Annotated in this window: 18 protein-coding genes and 2 pseudogenes; 10 read left to right on the top strand and 10 right to left on the bottom strand. The window is 61.6% G+C overall.

The features are described from left to right. The first annotated feature begins 7 nt into the window (after window positions 1–7). The 5 genes from astA to AC6CWS_RS14210 are packed head-to-tail and all read left to right on the top strand — an operon-like array spanning window position 8 to window position 6295. Window positions 8–1030: an arginine N-succinyltransferase gene (gene astA, locus AC6CWS_RS14230; RefSeq protein WP_023289480.1), complete on the top strand. Its 1023-nt coding sequence runs from the start codon at window positions 8–10 to the stop codon at window positions 1028–1030. After that, window positions 1021–2487 (top strand): succinylglutamate-semialdehyde dehydrogenase, encoded by a 1467-nt coding sequence (gene astD / locus AC6CWS_RS14225; protein ID WP_048334917.1) that lies wholly within the window; start codon window positions 1021–1023, stop codon window positions 2485–2487. Before astA ends, astD begins: the two co-directional genes overlap by 10 nt. A 21-nt stretch (window positions 2488–2508) precedes the next feature. Then, complete coding sequence (gene astB / locus AC6CWS_RS14220; protein WP_065882247.1) at window positions 2509–3849, top strand: N-succinylarginine dihydrolase; 1341 nt, start codon at window positions 2509–2511, stop codon at window positions 3847–3849. Between the two features lie 10 nt (window positions 3850–3859). Beyond that, complete coding sequence (gene astE / locus AC6CWS_RS14215) at window positions 3860–4855, top strand: succinylglutamate desuccinylase (protein WP_065882249.1); 996 nt, start codon at window positions 3860–3862, stop codon at window positions 4853–4855. 9 nt (window positions 4856–4864) lie between these two features. Further along, on the top strand, window positions 4865–6295 hold the full coding sequence (locus AC6CWS_RS14210; protein ID WP_032452677.1) for an amino acid permease: 1431 nt from the start codon (window positions 4865–4867) through the stop codon (window positions 6293–6295). 915 nt (window positions 6296–7210) lie between these two features. Here the strand turns inward: AC6CWS_RS14210 and AC6CWS_RS14205 are convergent. Beyond that, window positions 7211–8536: an MFS transporter gene (locus tag AC6CWS_RS14205; RefSeq protein WP_023289485.1), complete on the bottom strand. Its 1326-nt coding sequence runs from the start codon at window positions 8534–8536 to the stop codon at window positions 7211–7213. Window positions 8537–8917: 381 nt separating this feature from the next. On the opposite strand from AC6CWS_RS14205, the gene AC6CWS_RS14200 reads away from it, so the two are divergent. After that, on the top strand, window positions 8918–9718 hold the full coding sequence (locus tag AC6CWS_RS14200; protein ID WP_065882251.1) for a YdcF family protein: 801 nt from the start codon (window positions 8918–8920) through the stop codon (window positions 9716–9718). 61 nt (window positions 9719–9779) lie between these two features. Here AC6CWS_RS14200 and AC6CWS_RS14195 read toward each other — a convergent pair whose 3' ends face one another. Beyond that, window positions 9780–9917 (bottom strand): hypothetical protein, encoded by a 138-nt coding sequence (locus tag AC6CWS_RS14195; protein ID WP_065882253.1) that lies wholly within the window; start codon window positions 9915–9917, stop codon window positions 9780–9782. Here AC6CWS_RS14195 and aldA point away from each other — a divergent pair. After that, window positions 9916–11355, top strand: coding sequence for an aldehyde dehydrogenase (aldA, locus tag AC6CWS_RS14190; RefSeq protein ID WP_065882254.1), 1440 nt, complete (start codon window positions 9916–9918; stop codon window positions 11353–11355). The two genes, AC6CWS_RS14195 and aldA, sit on opposite strands and share 2 nt — an antisense overlap. 48 nt (window positions 11356–11403) lie before the next feature. On the opposite strand, the gene gap is transcribed toward aldA, so the two are convergent. Next, window positions 11404–12402: a type I glyceraldehyde-3-phosphate dehydrogenase gene (gene gap / locus AC6CWS_RS14185; protein WP_016160929.1), complete on the bottom strand. Its 999-nt coding sequence runs from the start codon at window positions 12400–12402 to the stop codon at window positions 11404–11406. A 282-nt stretch (window positions 12403–12684) separates the two neighbouring features. On the opposite strand from gap, the gene AC6CWS_RS14180 reads away from it, so the two are divergent. Beyond that, window positions 12685–12843 carry a YqaE/Pmp3 family membrane protein gene (locus AC6CWS_RS14180; protein WP_002903230.1) on the top strand — a complete coding sequence of 53 codons (159 nt, stop codon included), beginning with the start codon at window positions 12685–12687 and terminating at the stop codon, window positions 12841–12843. A 39-nt stretch (window positions 12844–12882) separates the two neighbouring features. Here AC6CWS_RS14180 and AC6CWS_RS14175 read toward each other — a convergent pair whose 3' ends face one another. The 4 genes from AC6CWS_RS14175 to AC6CWS_RS14160 form a co-directional block, all read right to left on the bottom strand. Then, window positions 12883–13275, bottom strand: a complete 393-nt coding sequence (locus AC6CWS_RS14175; RefSeq protein ID WP_065882255.1) for a DUF1398 domain-containing protein — start codon at window positions 13273–13275, stop codon at window positions 12883–12885. Window positions 13276–13527: 252 nt separating this feature from the next. Further along, entirely contained in the window at window positions 13528–13761 is a 234-nt protein-coding gene (gene yedF, locus AC6CWS_RS14170; RefSeq protein WP_004204092.1) for a sulfurtransferase-like selenium metabolism protein YedF, read from the bottom strand. Beyond that, on the bottom strand, window positions 13758–14969 hold the full coding sequence (gene yedE / locus AC6CWS_RS14165; RefSeq protein WP_048294706.1) for a selenium metabolism membrane protein YedE/FdhT: 1212 nt from the start codon (window positions 14967–14969) through the stop codon (window positions 13758–13760). Before yedE ends, yedF begins: the two co-directional genes overlap by 4 nt. Window positions 14970–15072: 103 nt before the next feature. Further along, a complete protein-coding gene (locus AC6CWS_RS14160) occupies window positions 15073–15426 on the bottom strand; it encodes a DUF1304 domain-containing protein (protein WP_048297423.1) in 354 nt (117 codons plus the stop codon). A gap of 200 nt (window positions 15427–15626) precedes the next feature. Here AC6CWS_RS14160 and AC6CWS_RS14155 point away from each other — a divergent pair, with 200 nt between their 5' ends. After that, the gene (locus AC6CWS_RS14155; protein WP_032452687.1) at window positions 15627–16145 is read left to right on the top strand and encodes a hypothetical protein; all 519 of its coding nucleotides are present in this window, start codon (window positions 15627–15629) and stop codon (window positions 16143–16145) included. Between the two features lie 70 nt (window positions 16146–16215). Here AC6CWS_RS14155 and ydfZ read toward each other — a convergent pair whose 3' ends face one another. Both ydfZ and AC6CWS_RS14145 read right to left on the bottom strand, forming a co-directional pair. Next, entirely contained in the window at window positions 16216–16419 is a 204-nt protein-coding gene (gene ydfZ, locus AC6CWS_RS14150; RefSeq protein WP_004151566.1) for a putative selenium delivery protein YdfZ, read from the bottom strand. Window positions 16420–16663: 244 nt separating this feature from the next. Further along, window positions 16664–16816, bottom strand: a pseudogene (locus tag AC6CWS_RS14145) (transcriptional regulator); the annotation flags it as partial. On the opposite strand from AC6CWS_RS14145, the pseudogene AC6CWS_RS14140 reads away from it, so the two are divergent. Next, window positions 16803–17072 (top strand): annotated as a pseudogene (locus AC6CWS_RS14140) (substrate-binding domain-containing protein); the annotation flags it as partial. The pseudogenes AC6CWS_RS14145 and AC6CWS_RS14140 sit on opposite strands and share 14 nt — an antisense overlap. A 39-nt stretch (window positions 17073–17111) precedes the next feature. On the opposite strand, the gene AC6CWS_RS14135 reads toward AC6CWS_RS14140, so the two are convergent. Next, window positions 17112–18671, bottom strand: coding sequence for a YdgA family protein (locus tag AC6CWS_RS14135; protein ID WP_065882257.1), 1560 nt, complete (start codon window positions 18669–18671; stop codon window positions 17112–17114). Window positions 18672–18756: the final 85 nt, after the last annotated feature.

Raw genomic sequence — 18756 nt, 5'->3', positions numbered from 1 at the left:
GCCTGTGATGCTATTTCGTCCCGTAAGGGAAAACGATCTTGACGACATCGTCCGCCTTGCCGCGCGGGCGGGGGTCGGCATGACCTCTTTACCCCATGATGCCGGGCGCCTGGCCGCCCGGATACGCCGCAGCATTGACACCTTCGCCGGCGCGCTGCCGCGCGGCCAGCAAGGCTTTCTGTTTGTGCTGGAAGACACCGCGCTGGAGCGGGTGGTGGGGGTCAGCGCCATTGAGGTGGCGGTGGGCCTGGACGAGCCGTTTTACAATTTTCGCATTCAGAAAACGGTTCGCGCCTCGAAAGCGCTGGGGGTCTATAAGCCTCAGGAGCTGCTCAATCTGAGCTATGACCACACCGGTCACAGCGAGCTGTGTACGCTGTTTCTCGACCCCGGGTATCAGCGCAACCGCAACGGTCTGCTGCTCTCCAAGGCGCGGTTTTTGTTTATCGCCGCCTTCCGCGAGTGGTTTTCGCCGCACCTGTTTGCCGAACTGCGCGGCTGCAGCGATGAGCAAGGGCAGTCGCCGTTCTGGGATGCGCTGGGCCATCACTTCTTCGAGATCCCGTTCGCCGATGCCGACCGGCTGACCGGCACCGGCATGAAAACCTTTATTGCCGAGCTGATGCCGGCGTACCCGATCTATATCTCGCTGCTGCCGGAGAATGCCCGTCAGGTCATCGGTCAGGTGCATCCCAACACCGCCCCGGCGCGGGCGATCCTCGAGAAAGAGGGGTTCAGCTGGCGCGGCTCGGTGGATATTTTCGATGCCGGTCCGGTGCTGGAGGCGGAGACCGATCAGATCCGCGCCGTGCGCGACTGCCAGTGCCTGCCGGCTCAGCAGCTGACGGGCACGCTGTCGGCGCCGACGCTGGTCGCCAACGGTCAGTTCGACAATTTTCGGGCGCTGCTGGTGGCCCACGAAGAGCAGGTCTCACTGGACGCCGCCGCGCTGGATGCGCTGCAGGTCACTGAAACCGACCGCGTTTACACGGTAACCCTGAACCCAGAGGAAAACAGATCATGGCGGTAAAAGCACAGTTCATAGCCGGGCAGTGGCAGCCGGGCAGCGGCGCTACGATGAGTAAACTGGCCCCGGAGGATCAATCTCTGCTGTGGCAGGCGGCCAGCGCGGGGGCCGACGACGTCCAGGCGGCCTGCGCCGCGGCGCGGGCGGCGTTTTATCCCTGGTCGCACCGCCCGCTGGCCGAGCGTATTGACGTCGTCCAGCGTTTCGCCGCGCTGCTGGAGACGCACAAAGAGGCGCTGGCGACCTTGATCTCCCGGGAGACCAGCAAGCCGCTGTGGGAGACTCGCACCGAAGTGCAGGCGATGATCGGCAAAGCCGCCATCTCCGTCGAGGCCTATCACCAGCGGACAGGCTTTCACGAGTCGACCCTGCCGGACGGTAAAGCGCAGCTGCGCCACAAGCCGCACGGCGTGATGGCGGTCTTCGGTCCCTACAACTTCCCGGGCCATCTGCCCAACGGGCATATCATTCCGGCGCTGATCGCCGGTAACACCGTGGTGTTTAAACCCAGCGAGCTGACGCCGGCCACTGCGGAACTGACGGTCCAGCTGTGGCAGCAGGCGGGCGTCCCCGACGGGGTGATTAACCTGCTGCAGGGCGGGAAAGCCACCGGCCAGGCGCTGCTGGAAAACCGCGATATCGACGGCGTGCTGTTCACCGGCAGCGCGGCGGCGGGTTTCCACTTCCATCGCTACTTCGGCGGTCAACCGGAGAAGATGCTGGCCCTCGAGATGGGCGGCAACAACGCGCTGATCGTGGCCGACGTGGCCGATGTCGATGCGGCGCTGCATGTGATTATCCAGTCGGCGTTTATCTCCGCCGGACAGCGCTGCACCTGCGCGCGCCGGCTGATCGTTCAGCGCGGCGAGCAGGGGGATGCGCTGCTGCGGCGACTGGTGGAGGCCAGCGCGCAGATCCGCGCCGGGAAATGGAATGACCAGCCGGCGCCGTTTATGGGCGGGGTGATTTCCCTTGAGGCGGCGCAGAACATGCTGGCGGCGCAGCAGAAACTGGAGGCGCTCGGCGGCAAGGTGCTGCTGCGTATGCGCCAGCCTGACCCGCACTCCACGGTGCTGACCCCGGGGATCGTCGATGTCACCGGTATCGAGGTGCCGGATGAAGAGTACTTTGGTCCGCTGCTGACGGTTATCCGTTACGACGACTTCCCGGAGGCGATTCGCCTCGCCAACCAGACCCGCTATGGCCTGGCCGTAGGGCTGATCTCCCGCGATGCGGCGCAGTTTGACCAGCTGGCGGACGAGGCGCGAGCCGGGATCGTCAACTGGAACAAGCCGCTGACCGGCGCTTCCAGTAAAGCGCCGTTTGGCGGGGTGGGCGCCTCCGGCAACCACCGCGCGGCAGCGTGGTACGCCGCCGATTACTGTGCCTGGCCGATGGCCTCTCTGGTCAGCGACACGCTGACGCTTCCGGCGAACGTATCGCCGGGCCTGCCATTTTGATAACGGATCCTGTGAGGACATATGTCTGGTTTTGAAGCTAACTTTGATGGCCTGGTCGGCCCGACGCACCACTACGCCGGACTCTCCGTCGGCAATGAAGCCTCGCAAAATAACCGCGATGGTCTCTCTAACCCTAAAAAGGCCGCGCTGCAGGGGCTGTATAAAATGAAAGCCCTGGCCGACCGCGGATTCGTGCAGGGGATCCTGCCGCCGCAGCCGCGGCCGAACCTGCGCCTGCTGCGCGACCTGGGATTCGAGGGTAGCGATGAGCAGGTCATCCGCCAGGCGGCCCAGGCGGCGCCGCAGCTGCTCTCCGCCTTCAGCTCCGCCTCGTCGATGTGGACCGCCAACGCGGCGACCGTTTCGCCGTCGGCGGACAGCGCCGATGGCAAAGTCCATTTCACTGTCGCCAACCTGAACAATAAGCTGCACCGCATGCAGGAGGCGCCCACCACCTCGGCGATCCTGCGCGCCACCTTCGCCGATCCGCGCTACTTCGCCCATCACGCGGCGCTACCGCAGCATGGCGACCTCGGCGACGAAGGGGCGGCCAACCATAACCGCTTCTGCCGGGAGTACGATCGTCAGGGCGTGCAGCTGTTTGTCTACGGTCGACGCGCCAGCGGCGGCATCGCCCCGGTGAAGTATCCGGCGCGGCAGACCCTGGAGGCCAGCGAAGCGGTGGCCCGTCTGCACCAGCTGGATCCGCGCTATACGGTGTTTGCCCAGCAGGCGCCGCAGGCTATCGATCGCGGCGTGTTTCATAACGACGTTATCGCGGTCAGCAATCGCCATGTGCTGTTCCACCATCAGCAGGCGTTTGTCGATCAGTCGACAGTATTGGCGACGCTGCGGGCAAAAAGCGACCGTCTCGATATCCCGTTTACCAGCGTGGAAGTGCCGGACGAGCGGGTGTCGCTCGATGACGCCGTGGCCTCCTATCTGTTCAACAGCCAACTGCTGAGCAAACCCGACGGCAAGATGCTGATCGTGGTGCCAGAGGAGTGCCGGCAGCGGGAAAACGTCTGGCGCTACCTGGGCGACCTTGCGGCCGACATCGCGTCGCCGATCGATGAAGTGGCGGTTTTTGACCTGCGGGAAAGCATGCGCAACGGCGGCGGCCCGGCCTGCCTGCGGCTGCGGGTGGTGCTCAACGAGGCGGAGCGCGACGCGGTCAACGCCCACAGCCTGATGAACGACGAGCGTTACCAGCAGCTGACGGCGTGGGTGGAAAAACACTACCGTGACCGGCTGCACGCCCGCGATCTGGCGGACCCGCAGCTGCTGCGCGAGGTTTATCAGGCGCTGGATGAGCTGACGCAGATCCTGCGTCTGGGCCCTGTCTATGATTTTCAGCGTTAAGGAGCGGCAGATGGAGCATCTGGTTAACGATTTACTGCACTGCCGCCTGCAGGGGTGGACCTTTCCGGCGCACATCGAGACCCGCTGGCTGGGCGAGGGCATCCTGCAGCTGCTGCCGTCCACGCCGTGGCGTCAGGCGACGATCCTCTCCGCTGGCGTCCATGGCAATGAGACCGCGCCGACCGAGCTGCTGCTGCAGCTGACCCACGATCTGAGCCAGGGGCGGCAGCCGCTCACCCAGGCGCTGCTGATCGTCTTTGGTAACCTGCCGGCGATCCGCGCCGCGCGTCGCTATCTGCACAACGACCTCAATCGCCTGTTCGGCGGCCGCCATCTGGCGGTCTCCCCGGGCAATGAGTCGCGGCGGGCTTTTGCCCTCGAGCAGGCGGTGCAAGCCTTCTATCGCGCCGCCGACGCGGCGGGGCCGGTCAGCCGCAGCCATCTCGATATGCATACCGCCATTCGCGGGTCGCTGTATCGCCAGTTTGCGTTGCTCCCGGCCCACGCGGAGGATTTTTCGCCCGGCTTCTACCAGCTGCTGCAGGCCAGCGGGATGGACGCCATCGTGCGCCATACCGAAGCGGGCGGCACCTTCACTCATTTCACCTGCGAAAAGTTCGCCGCGCAAAGCGCCACCCTTGAGCTGGGAAAAGTGATGCCGTTCGGCGCCAACGATCTCAGCCTGTTCGCCGCCGCCGACGCGGCGATCCGGGCCTGGATTTCTGACGCGCCGCTGCCCACGCGCGACAAAGCGCCGGTGGATTACTTCCTGGTCGAGGAGAGCATCATCAAGCGCGAAGGGGAATTTACGCTCAATCTGGCGGCCAACGTCGAGAACTTCACCGCGCTCCCGGCAGGGTATGAGATCGCCCGCCAGGCAGAGAAACGGTGGGTGGTGCAGGCCCGGGCCCCCTATATCCTCTTTCCCAATGCCGGGGTCGCCACCGGCCAGCGCGCCGGGCTGCTGCTCCGCGCCGCGGCGCTTCGCCTCCCGCAACCAGCCTGAGGAAACACCATGACTGAACATCAACATCAGGCGCCATCTGCCGCCGGAGGTGAAGGCGCGTCACAGCTTAAGCGCGGGCTTGGCGCCCGCCATATCCAGATGATCGCCCTCGGCGGCGCCATCGGCACCGGGCTGTTTATGGGGGCGGGGCGCAACATCGCCGTCGCCGGCACCTCGATTCTGGTTATCTATGTGCTGGTCGGGTTCTTTACCTATATGGTGATGCGGGCGATGGGGGAGCTGCTGCTCACCCGCCATGACTACCGCTCGTTTGCCGACTTTGTCGGCGAATATCTCGGACCGCAGGCCAGCTTTTATCTCGGCTGGACCTACTGGCTGAGCTGGGTGGTGACCTGTATCGCCGACGTGGTGGTGTGCGGGAGCTATATGCAGTACTGGTTCCCCGAGCTGTCGGCGTGGATGCCGGCCCTCAGCATGCTGGCTATCCTGTTCCTGCTCAACCTGCTGTCGGTGAAAATGTTTGGCGAGGCGGAGTTCTGGTTCGCCCTGATCAAGGTGATCACCATTATCGCCCTGATCGCCACCGGCGGCTGGATGATTGCCACCGGCTGGACCTCTCCGGACGGCGTGACGGCTTCTCTGAGCCATCTCACCGACCCGACGGCCTTTATGCCTCACGGTATCACCGGCTTTTTCGCCGGCTTCCAGATAGCGATCTTCTCCTTTACCGGCATCGAACTGCTGGGGACGATGACGGCGGAGACCCGCGATCCACAGCGCATTTTGCCCAAGGCGATCAATGCCCTGCCGCTGCGGATTATCATCTTCTATCTGCTGTCGATGGTGGTGATCATCGCTGTCGCCTCCTGGCCGGGAGTGTCGGCGGAGACCAGCCCCTTCGTGACGCTGTTTGCCAAAGCCGGGCTGCCCGCGGCGGCGGCGGTGATTAACTTCGTGGCGCTGACCTCGGCGATGTCCTCGGCCAACAGCGGGGTCTTCTCCAGCACCCGCATGCTGTACGGCCTGTCGGTGGAGAAGCATGCGCACTGGCAGTTCCGTATTCTGTCGCGCAGCACCCGCATCCCGGTGCGCAGCCTGCTGTTTTCCTGCTTCTGTATGCTGATCGGTACGCTGCTGCTGTTCCTGGTGCCGAATGTGATGACCCTGTTTACCATCGTCTCGACCCTGGCGGCGATTATGGTGGTGTTCAGCTGGGGGATGATCCTCGTGGCCTATCTGGTTTATCGCCGTCAGCGTCCGGACCTGCACGCCGGTTCGATCTTTAAGATGCCCTTTGGCGTGGCGATGAGCTGGGTGAGCCTGCTGTTCTTCGCGTTCGCTATCTTCATCATGATCTTTGACCCGGACACGCTGCTGGCGCTGCTGGCTTCTCCGCTGTGGTTTATCGCGCTGTGGGCCTTCTGGAAGCTGAAGCAGCGGCGCGAGGGGCAGCTTCAGCTGGACAATCAGAGCGCCTGACACCCGCCGGCCCTGGCGGCCGGCTACAAGTCGTCTTAACCGTTGTTCTCGTTTGTCTGCCCGGTGGCGGCTGGCGCCTTACCGGGCCTGGATGCTTACCGGGCCCGGAAGGGTGCAGTTTCACCCGCGGTATGATCCCCCCGTAGGCCCGCGCAAGCGCAGCGCCGCCGGGCAGGATGGTCGGCTTCGCAGCAGCTTTACTGCCCGGTGGCGGCTGGCGCCTTACCGGGCCTACTGTCTTACTGAACCTGGGATGAGCGGTTTCCCACGTGGCGCGATCTCCCTGTAGGCCCGCGCAAGCGCAGCGCCGCCGGGCGGGATACTCGGCTCCGCAGCGGCTTTACTGCCCGGTGGCGGTTGGCGCCTTACCGGGCCTGGATGCTTACCGGGCCCGGAAGGGTGTAGTTTCACCCGCGGTATGATCCCCCGTAGGCCCGCGCAAGCGCAGCGCCGCCGGGCGGGATAGTCGGCTTCGCAGCAGCTTTACTGCCCGGTGGCGGTTGGCGCCTTACCGGGCCTACTGTCTTACTGAGCCTGGGATGAGCGGTTTCCCGCGTGGCGCGATCTCCCTGTAGGCCCGCGCAAGCGCAGCGCCGCCGGGCGGGATAGTCGGCTTCGCAGCGGCTTTACTGCCCGGTGGCGGCTGGCGCCTTACCGGGCCTACTTTCTTACTGAGCCTGGGATGAGCGGTTTCCCGCGTGGCGCGATCTCCCTGTAGGCCCGCGCAAGCGCAGCGCCGCCGGGCGGGATAGTCGGCTTCGCAGCAGCTTTACTGCCCGGTGGCGGCTGGCGCCTTACCGGGCCTACTGTCTTACTGAGCCTGGGATGAGCGGTTTCCCACGAGGCGCGATCTTCCTGTAGGCCCGCGCAAGCGCAGCGCCGCCGGGCAGGATGGTCGACCCGGACCGGCTGCGGTTAGGCGCTTTCCGCCCGGGGGCGCGCCGCGCCAGGGACGGATTTCATCCGGCTGGCGCAGAATATCGCCAGCAGCGAAATCGCCACCGTAACGCCCAGGTAGATGGCCACCGGTCGCCAGTCACCATCGTATTTCGCCAGCAGACCGGTGGCGATAAGCGGCGCGGTGCCCCCGGCCAGCGCGGCGCCCAGCTGGTAACCCAGGGTGATCCCGGTGTAGCGCACATTGGCGCTGAAAATCTCTGAGCACAGGGTACCCAGCACCGCGGTCACCGGCGCCCACAGGATGCCGAAGGCAACGATCGTCGCCAGCATAATGCCCCAGCTGGTGCCGGTGTCGAGCAGCAGGAACCACGGAACGATAAACAGCCCCAGCAGCACCACGCTCAGGGTGTACATCTTTTGCCGGCCCACCTTGTCGGACAGCAGCCCCATCAGCGGGATCATCACGGTGGCCACCAGCGCGCCGAGGGTGACGGATTCCAGCGCCTGCGACTTCTGATAGCTCAGGGTGGTAGTGGCGTAGCTGACCACAAAGGTAGAGAAGATATAGAAGGGGGCGGTCTCCACCACTTTCAGACCCGCGGCGATCAGCACCTCCCGCCAGTGGTGTTTGAGCGTCACGCGCAGCGGAGCCTTCGCCACCTGGCCAGACTGTTTCACCTGCTTAAAGGCGGGCGTTTCGTCGATATCTTTGCGGATCCATAGGCCGAGGAAAACGAGGACGGAGCTGAGCAGGAACGGAATGCGCCAGCCCCAGGCAAGAAACTGCGCCTCATCGAACAGGGTCATCAGCGAGACGATAAAGGTCGCCATCAGCATGCCGATGGTCACGCCGGCCTGAGGAATACTGCCGAAAAAGCCTTTCCGCTTTTCCGGGGCGTATTCGTAGGCCAGCAGCAGCGCGCCGCCCCATTCGCCGCCGATACCCATGCCCTGAATAATGCGCAGGGTAATCAGCAGGGCGGGCGCCCACAGGCCCACCATTTCGTAGGTGGGCAGCAGGCCAATGGCCACCGTGGCGCTGCCCATCAGCGACAGGGTCAGCACCAGCGTCTTCTTGCGACCGATGCGATCGCCGATGTGGGCGAAAATGACCCCGCCGATGGGGCGGATAAAAAAGGTGAGCGAAAAGGAGAGCCAGGAGAGGATCAGGCCGATGACCGGGTCGACCATCGGAAAGAAGATTTTGTTAAACACCAGCGCGGCGGCGGTGCCATAGAGAAAATAATCAAACCATTCGATGGCGCTGCCGGTCAGGCTCGCGATCAGGACCTTCTTGTTTTTCTGCAGAATGGATGCAGTGTTGCTTTCTGGATTGCTCATTACGAAACGTTCTCCCGCCACGGTAAAAGGTCAGGTGTCACTCTGTGCGTGCAGGGTGCAACCTGATGTGAAAAAGGTTGTGTAATTGTTAAGCAACTTAGAGTTGATGGTTACAATTGGCAAGTTATCCCTCGGCAACGCGGGCGAGAAAACGCGCTTTTGTCTGGTGTAACCGCGAGGTAAATTTTTATTTTCCACCTGTTTTTGCTGTTTTTTGTTATTTTCATGGTCAGTTATTCAGGTGCAACCTGTGTGTTTTTAGATGTTTCTTGTTATTTCAAAATGGTTACAAATCGACGTCGCTTTGCGCCCCGGCAGGCGGCGTTTATGATGGCCGGACTATCCTCTCTGCGCGGCTGAGAGGTGATTGAGGAGATCAGAATGGCAGAACAATTTCCCCCGCTGTCGGCGACGACGCTGGCGGCGGCTAACCTGACTGGCGGCTGGCTGGCGCAGAACGATCTGGCGACGCTGACCGCGCCGCCGGCAGTGGATGTGGTGGTGCTGGCTGGCAATGCCGTGATCCCCACCATCGACGCCGCCTGCCGGTTGGCGGCGGAGCAGGAGGTTCCGCTGCTGATCAGCGGCGGCGTAGGACACTCCACCGGTTTTCTGTATGAGGCGGTGCGCGAGGATCCCCGCTACCGTTCGCTCGCGGTGGAGGGCCGCCCGGAAGCGCATATTCTGGCGGATATTGCGCATGACTTCTGGCACATTCCTCGCCCGCGGCTGGTGGTGGAGGATCGGTCGACCAACTGCGGTGAAAACGCGCGCTTTACCCGCACAATGCTGGAGAGCCGGGGGATCCCCCATCGTCGCGGGATCGTCATTCAGGACCCCACCATGCAGCGGCGGACGATGGCCACCTTCGCCCGCGTCTGGCAGGGGGCGACGACGCCGCCGCAGTGGCTGAGCTTTCCCGGCTGCTCGCCGGTGCTGGAGCAGACCGACGGCCAGCTGGGGTTCGCGGGCGGCGGGGCGGGGCTGTGGCCGATGACCCGCTACCTCGCGCTGCTGCTGGGCGAGCTGCCGCGCCTGCAGGATTCCCCTGAAGGGTACGGTCCGCGGGGGAAAGACTTTATCAGCCACGTGACCTTCCCGCCGGCGATCCTCGACGCCTGGCGACAGCTGCGGGAGGATGACCGGCTTGCCGGGGCGCTGCAGGCCCGCCTCCTCGGCTGAAAAATGCCCGTTTGCGGCAGATTTATCGCAAACGGGCAATTTGTGTTATTGAAATGTAACCTCAACCGGCCATTTTTGGCTCGGTTTTATGAATCAGCTCACAGAAATGCGCCAACGTGCTGCAAATCCACGGCTTATCCGCCCGATATTTAACAAAAAAATCACTTGTTAAATACAAATGCACCACAGGAGCAGCCATGACAGCACCCGTTCAACACCCAATGTATATTGATGGCCAGTTCGTTACCGGTTGCGGCGACGGCTGGATCGACGTGCTTAACCCGGCGACTGAAGCGCTGCTGTCGCGGATCCCGGACGGGACCGCGGAAGAGGCGCGGCTGGCGATTGACGCCGCAGAGCGCGCCCAGCCGGCCTGGGAGGCGCTGCCGGCCATTGAGCGCGCGGGCTGGCTGCGCAAAATTGCCGCCGGCATTCGTCAGCGTGCTGACGACATCGCCGGGCTGATCGTCGCTGAAGGGGGCAAGATCCAGCAGCTGGCGGCGGTGGAGGTTGCGTTTACCGCCGACTATCTCGACTACATGGCCGAATGGGCGCGGCGGTATGAAGGGGAGATCGTGCAGAGCGACCGTCCCGGGGAGAATATCCTCGTCTTCAAACGCGCGCTGGGGGTGACCACCGGGATCCTGCCGTGGAACTTCCCGTTCTTTCTTATCGCCCGCAAGCTGGCGCCGGCGCTGATCACCGGCAACACTATCGTCATTAAGCCCAGCGAATTCACGCCAAACAACGCCATCGCTTTCGCCGAGATCGTCCACCAGGTTGGGCTGCCGAAAGGGGTCTTTAACCTGGTGCTCGGCCGTGGGGAAACCGTCGGCCAGGAGCTGGCCGGCAATCCGAAGGTGGCGATGGTCAGCATGACCGGCAGCGTAGCGGCGGGGGAGAAAATCATGGCCGCCGCGGCAAAAAATATCACCAAAGTGTGCCTCGAGCTCGGCGGCAAAGCGCCGGCCATCGTCATGGACGATGCGGATCTGGAGCTGGCGGTGAAGGCGGTGGTGGACTCGCGGGTGATCAACACCGGGCAGGTGTGCAACTGCGTCGAGCGGGTCTATGTTCAGCAGGGGATTTACGATCGCTTCGTCAACCGCCTCGGCGAGGCGATGAAGGCTGTGCAGTTTGGCGACCCGGCGGCGCGGGATGACATCGCCATGGGGCCGCTGATTAACGCCGCCGCGCGGGATCAGGTGGCGCGCAAAGTGGCAAAGGCGGTGGCGCAGGGGGCGCGGGTCGCGCTGGGCGGTCAGCCGCAGGAGGGGAAAGGCTATTTTTATCCGCCGACCCTGCTGCTGGATGTGCGTCAAGAGATGGATATTATCCATGAGGAAACCTTCGGGCCGGTGCTGCCGGTGGTGGCGTTTTCGACGCTCGATGAAGCGCTGGCGATGGCCAATGACAGCGATTATGGCCTGACCTCCTCGATCTATACCCGCGATCTTAATGTGGCGATGAAGGCGATTAAGGGGCTGAAATTCGGCGAAACCTATATCAACCGCGAGAACTTTGAGGCGATGCAGGGATTCCACGCCGGCTGGCGTAAATCGGGGATCGGCGGCGCAGATGGCCGCCATGGCCTGAATGAGTACCTGCAGACTCAGGTGGTCTATCTGCAGGCCTGAGGCGCTCAATGCAGAATCGGCGGGCAGCGCAGGCTGTCCGCCGTTCACTTAGCGGGCAAATTTCTCCAGCACGCGGATCAGTTGGGTGACAAAGCCGTATTCGTTATCGTACCAGGCGACGGTTTTCACCAGCTGTACGCCGCCGGCCTCCACAATCTCCAGCTGGGTGGCATCGTAGATTGAACCGAAATGGCTGCCGATGATATCGGAAGAGACAATCTCTTCTTCGGTGTAGCCAAAGGATTCATTGCCCTCTGCTGCCTGCTTCATCGCCTGATTGACCTCATCCGCAGTCACTTTTTTCTCCAGCACCGACACCAGCTCCGTCACTGAGCCGGTTTTGGTCGGTACGCGCTGGGCATGGCCTTTCAGCTTCCCGCTCAGGGCGGGGATCACCAGGCCGATAGCCTTGGCTGCGCCGGTAGTGTGCGGGATGACGTTTTCCGCCGCCGCCCTGGAGGCGCGCAGATCTTTACCGCGCGGCCCGTCCACCAGCGACTGGGTGCCGGTATAGGCGTGGATAGTGGTCATGGTGCCTACGGTGATGCCGAAGGCATCCTGCAGGACTTTGGCCATCGGCGCCAGGCAGTTGGTGGTGCAGGAGGCGACGGAGATGATGGTGTCATCCGGCGTCAGGGTGTCATCGTTGACGTTATAGACGATAGTTTTCATTTCGCCGGCGGGGGCGGAAATCAGCACCTTGCGCGCGCCGGCCTGGAGATGGGCCTGCGATTTCTCTGCCGAGGTGTAGAACCCGGTACACTCCACAATCACTTCCGCGCCCGCCGCCTGCCACGGAATATGCTGCGCCTCTTTTTCGGCATACACGGTGATGGTCTTACCGTTGACGATCAGCGCATCTTCCGTGAAGTCGACGCTCCACGGGAAGGGGCCGTAGTTTGAATCATGCTTTAGCAGGTAGGCCAGTACTTTTGGCGAGGTGAGGTCGTTGATAGCCACCACCTCGAGGCTGCTGTCGACTTCTAATAAACGGCGTAACACCAGACGTCCGATACGACCAAAACCATTAATCCCAAGTTTACTCATGGATATTCTCCGGTTGGTAAAACGACTCGATGTGATAAAACTCCTCCAGGCTTAGTCCTGACTCGCAGCCAGGTCAACTGACAATCTGTGCGGTTCGCTGCCGGGCCCGCAGCATGAGCCAGAAAAGTGGATGTTTTGGCGGACTTTTTTATCCGTGACGGCAGGGAATAATTTTTGTTACCGGAGATGAGGGGGTCGCCTGCTGGCGAAGCGGTGAAAAGCGTCTATGCTTAACTATTGAATAACTTAGTAAAATATTGCCGTTAGATGAAGGGAGAGCTTATGGGATTCTGGAGAATCGTTTTTACTATCATTCTGCCGCCGCTGGGAGTACTGCTGGGGAAAGGTTTCGGCTGGGCGTTTATTCTCAACATTATTCTGACCCTGCTGGGCTATATTCCAGGCCTGATCCACGCCTTCTGGGTGCAGACCCGCGATTAAGGGCTGGCCCCTCAGGCCAGGCTTCCCCCTGGGACCCGCTCAGGGGGGAATCAGGCTCTCTTTATACAGCAGCCTGTTTTCCTTCGACCAGTAGTGGCGAGTCTCCTCGTCCAGGTCGACGCTCCACTTAAACACCCCGGCGCTGGCGAGATCCCTGCAGTACTGTTCAAAGTTGATGGCGCCGGCAAAATGGCGGATGACCGCGGCCGAGGTCAGCCGATGGCTGGGGGCGCTGCGCACGCGCAGCAGGCCGCGGGCGCTTTTTATCGTCATCACCTCGTCGTTGGCCATCACGAAATTCATATTGCCGGTAGAGACAAAGTAGATATAACACGAGACCTGATGCCGACGCAGTTCACTGGCGAAGGTGGCAAAATCGGCATCTGAACGCACTTGCTCAAAAAAATGACCCAGCCTGGCCAGCAGTTCCATTTCTATCCTTATTGTGTTGCGGTGCGCGGCTTTGGCCGGTAGCGGCAGAAACCATTCACGAAGTTACTTATTCGTATTTTAATAATATAGGCGCGTTATATTAAGGGTTATTGGATAACTGGAACATCGTTTCAAGTGTTACAATGTATTGCAATCGTTTGCCTGCACGGCCCCTCTGGTGGTGAGGAAATGGCGTGACGGGAGACGGGGAAACCCATGCCGGCGATGAAGGTCGCCGGCGGGGAAACGGGGTTACTTCTGGATCAGATAGCGAATGGTCGGGCCATCCTGCTGAATATCCAGCACCGTATAGCCATGGTTCCTGGCATCAAGCGGAATGTTATTGATCGACTGCGGACAGTCGCTAATCACTTCGAGGATCTCGCCTTTTTGCAGGGAGGGCATCGCCTCCAGGGTGGCGACCGCCGGATAGGGGCAGGGCTCGCCGACCATGTCCAGGCGATAATCAGGGATGATGTTCTTCATGCGCTCTCCTTCACGGTCCGGACCGCTGCCGACTGGCGGCGGAAAAAATGTCTCTCCCAGGCGATCACCAGCAGCAGGGCGATCAGCAGCAGCAGATAGGTCGCCAGCAGTCCGCCGAAGGGACCAAAAGCGTTCAGCAGGTTGACCTTTTGCCAGTGGGTGGCGAGCGGGGCGGCGATATCGTCCCAGCACCAGGCGAGCAGCGTGGAGCCGATAACGTTGCCCAGCCCCACCCACCAGTAGTGAACCTGGCCTTCCACCGCCCGGTACATCCAGCCGGTTTCACAGCCGCCGGCCAGCACGATGCCAAAGCCAAACAGCAGCCCGCCAATCGCCGCGTTGGGACCGGCCCACATGATTTTCGGCGCCATCCCCAGTTGCACATAGCTGAAGATGCCGATGGCGCTCGCCGCCATGCCGAAGATTATCGCCTTCGCCATCACCGTCCGGCCGGTGATCCACATATCGCGGAAGGCGGAGGTGAAGCAGATCTGCGCGCGCTCGATAAGCAGACCGAAGCCGATGCCGAACAGCATCGCCAGGCCGAGCGCAGGGTGGTCTGCGGCGGTGAGCAGGCCCCAGCCGATCATGGCGAAAAAGATCACCATGCCCAGGCGGAAACGGCGGCGCGCCTGCTGCGGTTTTTGGGTTAACGGCGAAGCAGCGGATACCTTTTGCATTTTTACCGGTATGCGAAAAAGAGGCAGCAGGGTGAAGCGAGCGCCAAACCAGGAGCCGATGGCGGTGGCGATGGCAAACAGCCAGGCGTGCAGGGAGAACTGCGGAATGCCGGTGAAAAAGGCCGCCAGGTTGCAGCCCATCGCCAGCCGCGCGCCGAACCCGGCGATGATACCCCCGGCTACGGCTTGCACAATGCGGATCCGGCTGCGTGGCAAGCGCAATTTGACGTTATTGGCCCACAGCGCCGCCGCCAGGCAGCCGCCGAACATGCCGATGATCATCCTGCCGTCGATGCGGGTCAGCGGCGTCCCGTCGAGATGGATCAGCTGATAATAGCCCCACTGTTCGCTGTGGACCCCCAGCAGCTGCAGCAGCTGGCCACCCCAGCGGGTAAATTCGCCGGTCACCGCCCAGAAGGTGCCGGTGATGCCAAAATAGTAGGTTGAGAGAATGCCCGCGGCGATGACCGCCGGGACGGGGGACCAGAACCGGATAAGCCAGGCCTGTTTGAAGGATTGCCATGTCATAAAAATGCCTCTGAACTCAGAAGGTATTAAAGGTCGATGACCGACCGAAGGGGGCACATAGTATCCGCCTTAGCGCCAGCTTTCTCTGTTTTAGATCAAGGCCCTACCCCTGCGTCAGCACCGCCAGCAGCGCCAGCAGCGCGGGCAGCGCCTGAATATAGAGAATTTTGCGGCTGGCGGTCAGCGCGCCGAATATCCCGGCGGCCAGCACGCAGGCGAGGAAAAAGATCACCACCGGCTCGCCGGACTCCCCCAGCCACAGCCCCCACGCCAGGCCGGCGGCCAGGAAACCGTTATACAACCCCTGGTTGGCCGCCAGCACCCGGGTTTCCCGGGCGAAATCGGCGCTGAGGTTAAAGGCCCGGCGCCCGGCGGGCGCTTCCCAGAAAAACATCTCCAGCACCAGGATGGCGAGATGAATAATAGCGACCAGCGCAACGAGGAGAGTGGCTAACACAGCAGTCCTTAATCGATGAGATGAATGTGTCTGCAGTATAGCCGCTGGCGCTCACCAGGCGAGAGGGCGACTGCTATAGTGCATATAGCGTCATGTTTGCCTGCCGCGACGAGCGCCGGTTTATCTGATTGCCCTTTGGTTTAGCTTAGCGGTGATAGTATGCCGGGTTCTTTTTTTACGGGTGTGGCGTAGGTTACTGAATGTTGAATAAATTATGGGTTGTGTTATCCGGGCTGCTGTTGGTTGCCATGCCGTCGGCGCAGGCCGGGGAATTAAATCTCTATTCGATGAATACCGGTTCCTATGTTTATCACATGACCGGCAACCACGGACAATATAACGAGCATTTCAACAACAACTTTTTCTCGGTGGAGCGCAAGTTTTCAGCGGATTCAAAATACAGCGCGCTGGTCGGCACCATGAAAAACAGCTTCGACGATCGCTGCCTGACCCTCGGCGTGCGCCGCGACTGGCTGAAAAACGACACCGGCTGGCTGCTGAAAGGGGTGTATGCCTATACCGGTGAATTTTTCTTTGACGCTTTCAGCCACTGCGGCGACTCAGGCACCTACCGCACCGCCAAAAAAATCACCGGCGTCGGTTTTTCGCCCTATATCTATCATGGTCTGCAGTATAACTTCACCGATTATTTCGGCGTCGAGGGCGGGATTATTCTCCCGGCGATCTTTGTGATGAGTATTCAGTGGAGCTTTCGCTAAGCGCCTGTATCAGGCCGGTAAAGGAGAGGCCACCCTGGGTGGCCTGCTCATGTTGCCCTGGCGGCAGGGATTAATGGAAACCGAGACGGATCAGATCTAACGGACAGAAGCGGCCCTCGCAGCCGTCGATTTCCACGCAGTCCGCCCGACGCAGCTGCTCGGCGGTTTTCCCCTCGCCATGGATCGCTTTAATCACGCCCGTCGTACCGTTACCGGCGATCATGACCATGCTGCCGGTGGCAATAGCGTTACGATTACGGTCATAGGTTTTCATGCTCTCCTCCTCAATAAACCAGTGTAAGCAATGATTAAGCGGCCAAATTAATACCGCTTCCTGCCTAAAAAAGTTTTGAGGAATATCAAAATTATTTTAATAATGCCGACATCAGCCGGGCGCGAGAGTCATTCATGGTTGCTACAGGGTTTGCCTGCGCCGAGGGAAAAGCCTCGATCATCCTGCCAGCCATCTGGCAGGCAGGATAGGGTTTGACGACCAGATAATTCACTTTGCCGGCGCATCAGATAAGGCTGCGCAGGGCGGCTATCAGCCCAGCGACACCGCGCTCCAGCTTCTCGCGTGGACAGCCGACATTGAGGCGCAGAAAGCCATTGCCTTCGGGACCATAGGTATACCCCGGCATAATCGCCACCTTCTGCCCGGCGACCGGCGCATGGTTCGGTCTGCTGCGCGCCGGAAGGCAGAGTGGTGAAGATGGCGTCGACAGCTACTTCGAGCAGCGGGTGGCGCTGGCGGCGTTCGCCGATGTGCCTGAGGCCGCGCTTGACGACCTGCCGCTCACCTGGGTCACCACCCCGGCGCGCGAGATGGGAAAAACGCTGGCGGAGTCGATGCTGCGGCGGCTGGAGGAGGGCGCGGGCGAGACGCGAAATCAGATCATGCCCCCGCGGCTGGTGACGAGAAAATGACGGAGACGGCGCGCGGTGGCCGTCTCCTGAGCCGATAAGTTACGGCTGCGGGGCGGCGTCGTCCTGCTGAGGCGCGGCGTCATCCTGCTGCGGCTGGCCCTCCTGCGGCGCGCTGTCCGGTAACGAAGGCGCTTCGAGACCAAACATCGCGGCAAAATCCTCCAGCGGCATTTTCTGGCCGTTCAGCGTCACCTGGCCGTTCGCGTACTGCAGGCTGCTGCTGATGGCGTTATCTTCCATGGTGGTGATGCGGAACATCTGGCCCATCGCCGCCAGGCCTTTGACCTGCTGATCGGCGAGTTTGGCGGCGTCGGCTGGCTGGTAGCCTTCCAGACCGGCGATCTTAGTCATAAACTCCGTCGCCATATCCACCGGGATCACCACTTTGCCGTCAAGGGACTGCACCACGCGATCCAGGCTGTCCGCCAGGGTCTGCGGCGGGGCGGTCACCTGGGCCGGATCTTTCAGCAGCACCGAGAGGTTGAGGCTGCTTTCGCCTTTGGCATTGCGCCAGCTCAGCGGTGAGATAGTCACCGACGGATTGCCCTTAAGCAGGATCGGCAGCGCATTGAACAGGGTTTCGGTAAGCGCCTGCTGATACAGCTCCGGGTTCTGCGCCAGCTCTGGTTTCGCCAGCAGCGCCTGAGACTGCGCGCTGTACTGCTGGCTGAACTGGTGCCACGCCTGACCGTCGACGTTATCCACTTTCAGCGTCAGTTTGCCGCTACCCATATCCTGACCCTGCAGCTTCAGGCTGTTGACGGTGTAGTTCGCCTGGCTGTTCACGCCTTTGCCGTCCTTGGTCAGCGTGGAGCCGCCGTCCAGCGCCATGCCTTCAACCAGCGCAAGCTCTTTGCCTTCGACGCTGATGGCCAGTTTATCGAGGGTCATTTTTTGCTGGCCGATACGCTCGTTGAAGCTGGCCAGCTCGGTGGCGCCGTCGGTGGTCAGGTTGACGAAGCGCAGCTGCACCTTCTGGTTATATTCGTTGAGAGCATCGATCTGGCCGCTGCCGGCCTGGCCCTTCAGGCTGATGTTTTTGCCGTCGCGGTCGGCGTCGAGCTGGAACTCGCCGCCGCTGAAGGTGACTTTCTCATCCCCTTTGGCGTAGTCGAGGGCATTGAGGACGATCGCCGACTGGCTGTCGCCGCTGTAGGCGATGCGCGTATCGACGGTAAAGGGGGTATTGCCTTTGGCTATTTCGAACAGCGCCTGGCTGGCGTCGTTTTTCACCAGCGTGGTGTGGACCGAGGCCATCGCCGGGGCCAGATTAAAGGTTTTTAACGAGGCCAGCGGGAAGGGGCCGTGATCGACCACCTCGTCAAGCACCACGCTCTGCCCGGCGGCCAGCCAGCCGTTAGCCTGACCGGCGATCGGCTTCACCACCAGCTGCAGATGGCTGCTGAACAGCCCGCGCTGGTAGTCCTGATAGCTCAGCTCCAGACCTGACTCCGGCGCGCTGCTGCGTAACTGCGCGTTAGCCTGCTGCACCATATCGGCAATCCGGCCTTCCAGCTGTTTGCCGGTGTACCAGGCGCCGCCTGTCCATACCACGCCCAGCGCCACGATGATTCCTGCTGCGACCAGCGATTTTTTCATAGCATTTGTCCATAAATGAAGCCAGGCGGAGAGACCGCCTGGCTGAGTTGTCATAATCAGTAAGCGCGACCTGAAAGGTCTGTCG

This window comes from Klebsiella sp. M041 (genome assembly GCF_059759695.1).
The sequence above is the reverse complement of the archived record's forward strand: the minus strand, read 5'-3'. Positions and strand labels throughout refer to the sequence as shown.